This window comes from Pseudomonas sp. NBRC 111133, from assembly GCF_001320605.1.
Lineage (GTDB): Bacteria > Pseudomonadota > Gammaproteobacteria > Pseudomonadales > Pseudomonadaceae > Aquipseudomonas > Aquipseudomonas monteilii.
This window is the reverse complement of sequence record NZ_BCBJ01000160.1, coordinates 1-3,418: the sequence shown is the minus strand read 5'-3', so window position 1 is coordinate 3,418 and position 3,418 is coordinate 1. Positions and strand designations below refer to the sequence as shown.

Genomic DNA, 3,418 nt, shown 5'->3' with positions numbered 1-3,418 from the left:
CCCGCAGAATTCGTAAAAATCGCACGCTAACAGTTCAAGCGTCCCGGCCACGCCTGACTGTAGCTTGTTGACTGGTCAGTCTGTCTCGCGGGTAAAGCGATAGAACAAGTTCGGCTCGCTGACCACGTACAAATACCCTTCATCGTCGATGGTTACGCCTTCGGCTTGGGGTATGCCTTTCAGCAAACCAGCAAACCCCCTCGCCAAGGAGCGGAAACTCACCACCTTGCCCTCATCGGTGATTTCAATCAGCAGTTTCGACTCGTCGCTGAGCAATATCAGGTGGCCACTCTGTTGATCGAAGACGACCGAAGACAAGTCAGTGGCAAATACCTTGTCCTTTACCAAGTTGGACAGGTCGCGCACGTGCAGGGAAAAACCTCCTGCCAGGCTGGCACGAAGGCCGCCCACTTCCAGCAATTGGCGAGGGTCACGCTCCTTGGTCACAAACAAGCGATCACCTTTCAGGTCGTAGGCGAGCCCTTCAAGGCCTTTGTTGTCCGCCTTGCCAAGTGCCAAGGTCAGAGCTGGATACTGGTCTCGGCTCAATGAGCGACCGGGAGAAAGCTTACTGCCTTCGGCGAGGGGGACATCCACGATAACAAGGCTCTGCCGGCGCTCCTCGGCGATTACCAGTTGGCCGTTGCCGGCATAGGACACCGCCTCCACATCGTGGAAACCGTCCAGGCTATAGCGCCTTTCCACGTCACCGTCACGACTGAGGGCCAATAGTTCGTTTGGGCCGTTGGTAACCGCCCATAGCAGGTTCAGGTCAGGGTCGAAGGTCAGGCCCGAAAGGTTGTTGTCCACACCGGGAACCGGCTTAGCATCGAGCTCAACCCGATAGTCAGGCAGCCACACAGAGCGCTCCTGCCAATCGTCGGTGTGCCAGTGGGTCTTGATCCAGAAGTACAACCGATCATCAAGGTGATGGGTGCGGACTTGGAATACGGTAAGCAATACAAAGCACAGCAGTGCCCACATCCAGGCACTTGTTTTCTGTGTTCGGCCCAACCAGTTTTTAGCCATCAAATACATTAGAAGCCTCGTTAATTGGGACTGACGTCACGAGCTGTCATGGTTTCAATCCGACTCGGCGCGGCTCGCACAGGTGATGCACAACGGCGTGGCCGGATCGAATTCCAGGCGGCCCGAGGCGATCAACTCGCCGCATTGGTTACACCAGCCATACTCGCCCTCGTGCCAACGCTTGAGGGCCAGCTGGAGGCGGACGCGTTCATGCTGCGCCCGACTGCGGATGGCATCGTTCATCGCTTGCTGCTGGAGTGCGTCCATCCTCGACAGACGCCCTACCTTGCTTTGATCCAACTCCACCGATTGCGAGCGAGACTCAGCGTCTTCCAGCAACCGATCCAGCTCGGCAGCCCGCTGTTCCAGTAGGGTCTTGAAATGGGCAAGATCGAGGGCGTCGTCCATGGCCGTTAGCGCAGCAGCAACAGTGGGCCAGTGGTGGTGCGCAGCATGCTGGTCGTGGTGCTGCCGACCAGAAACTGACGGATGCGCGAATGACCGTAGGCCCCCATCACCAGCAGGTCGATGCCGTGCTCTTTCTGATAGGCGTGCAAGGTAGGCTCTATCTCGCCGTTCAGGGTCTCGGCGCGAACAGTGAATCCGACGTTGAGCAGCACTTTCTGCGCCCAGTCCAGCTGCGCGGACGATTCGTCGTTCACTGGCCCAACCATCACCAGGTGGATCGGCAGCCCCTTCAGCAGGGGGCTGGCCGCCAGCATCTCCACACCCTTGCGGGTAGTAGCGCTGCCATCGAAGGCCAGCATCGCGCTCTCGGGCTTTTGGAAGTTGGCCGGGGTGACCAGGATTGGCCGGTGCATGATACGAATCACGCTCTCCAGCTGGCTTCCGACATGCTGACTCAGACCGCCGCTAGACTCGCCTTGGCGACCGATGACCAATAGGCGCGTTTCGCTTTCCAGCTCTTGCAGGTTTTCCAGCAGATCGCCATGACGTTGCTTGGACTCCGGCGCGGTCACACCATCCGTCATGGCCCGCTCTTTCGCGGCCGTTAACATGATCCGCCCCTGCTCCAGGGCCAACTTACCGCGCTGTTCATCCAGGGAAGCAAGCTCATCGAGCAGATGCTCGCGGCTGCCAAGGCCGATATTGCCACTCAAGTCGGCCGCAACTGGGTACTGGCGCTGATCCAGCACATGCAAGAAGGTCAGCGGGGCTTCCAGGCTCAGACTGGCCCAGGCTGCGTAGTCGCACACAGCTGGAGCCGAGGTGGAACCGTCGATACAGGCAATTACTTGGGTCATCGTTGTTCTCCTTCTCAGTGGCCCATGAGTTGATCAATGGCGTCGGGTTTATCGTGAACTCCGAATCGATCCACGATAGTGGCGCTCGCTTCGTTGAGACCTAACACTTCAACTTCGGTGCCTTCGCGGCGGAACTTGATAACCACCTTGTCCAGGGCAGCAACTGCGGTGATATCCCAGAAGTGGGCGCGATTCAGGTCGATGGTTACCTTGTTCAGGGCTTCTTTGAAGTCGAAGGCCGCGACGAACTTGTCTGCCGAGCTGAAGAACACCTGGCCAGTGACGTTATAGCTACGATGCTCGCCGGATTCGTCCAGCGAAGAACTGATCGCCATGTAATGGCCAACCTTGTTGGCGAAGAACATCGCGGCCAGCAGCACGCCGGCCAACACGCCGAAGGCAAGGTTGTGGGTGGCCACCACGACCACAACGGTGACGACCATGACAATGTTGGTCGACAACGGGTGCTTCTTCAGGTTGCGCAGCGAATCCCAACTGAAGGTGCCGATGGACACCATGATCATCACTGCCACCAGCGCAGCCATCGGGATCTGCTTCAGCCAGTCGCCGAGGAACACCACCATCAGCAGCAGGAATACACTGCGGCCAGGGAGGACAGACGAGAACGACCGCCGGATTTCACGTTGATGATCGACTGACCAATCATCGCGCAGCCGGCCATACCGCCGATCAGACCCGAAGCAATGTTGGCCACGCCCTGGCCCTTGCACTCGCGGTTCTTGTCGCTGGGGGTGTCGGTCAGGTCGTCGACAATAGTCGCGGTCATCATCGACTCCAGCAGACCGACCACGGCCAGCGCTGCCGAGTAAGGGAAGATGATGGCCAACGTCTCGAACGTCAGCGGCACGTCAGGCCAGAGAAAGATTGGCAGCGTATCCGGCAGTTCCCCCATATCACCGACCGTGCGGATATCCAGCCCAACCGACATGGCGACTGCGGTCAGCACGATGATGCACACCAGTGGCGATGGGATGAGCTTGCCGATCCTGGGGATATAGGGAAATAGGTAGATGATGCCGAGGCCTGCGGCTGTCATGGCGTAGACGTGCCAGGTGACATTGGTCAGCTCGGGCAGCTGAGCCATGAAAATCAGGATCGCCAGT

The 3,418-nt window shown here is 58.6% G+C and carries 3 protein-coding genes and 1 pseudogene; all 4 read right to left on the bottom strand.

Translation table 11 applies throughout. From position 1 onward, the window contains the following. Positions 1 to 75: 75 nt before the first annotated feature. On the bottom strand, positions 76 to 1,038 hold the full coding sequence (locus tag APH36_RS29440; RefSeq protein WP_028692954.1) for an SdiA-regulated domain-containing protein: 963 nt from the start codon (positions 1,036 to 1,038) through the stop codon (positions 76 to 78). A gap of 45 nt (positions 1,039 to 1,083) precedes the next feature. Next, on the bottom strand, positions 1,084 to 1,437 hold the full coding sequence (locus APH36_RS29435; RefSeq protein ID WP_028692953.1) for a TraR/DksA C4-type zinc finger protein: 354 nt from the start codon (positions 1,435 to 1,437) through the stop codon (positions 1,084 to 1,086). A gap of 5 nt (positions 1,438 to 1,442) precedes the next feature. After that, on the bottom strand, positions 1,443 to 2,294 hold the full coding sequence (locus APH36_RS29430) for a universal stress protein (protein WP_028692952.1): 852 nt from the start codon (positions 2,292 to 2,294) through the stop codon (positions 1,443 to 1,445). Positions 2,295 to 2,308: 14 nt separating this feature from the next. Then, positions 2,309 to 3,418, bottom strand: a pseudogene (locus APH36_RS29425) (SulP family inorganic anion transporter); the annotation flags it as partial.

Excerpts from the sequence above, each read along its gene's own strand:
- APH36_RS29440 (WP_028692954.1), bottom strand. The coding sequence starts at position 1,038 with ATGTATTTGATGGCTAAAAACTGGTTGGGCCGAACACAGAAAACAAGT.
- APH36_RS29430 (WP_028692952.1), bottom strand. The coding sequence starts at position 2,294 with ATGACCCAAGTAATTGCCTGTATCGACGGTTCCACCTCGGCTCCAGCT.
- APH36_RS29435 (WP_028692953.1), bottom strand. The coding sequence starts at position 1,437 with ATGGACGACGCCCTCGATCTTGCCCATTTCAAGACCCTACTGGAACAG.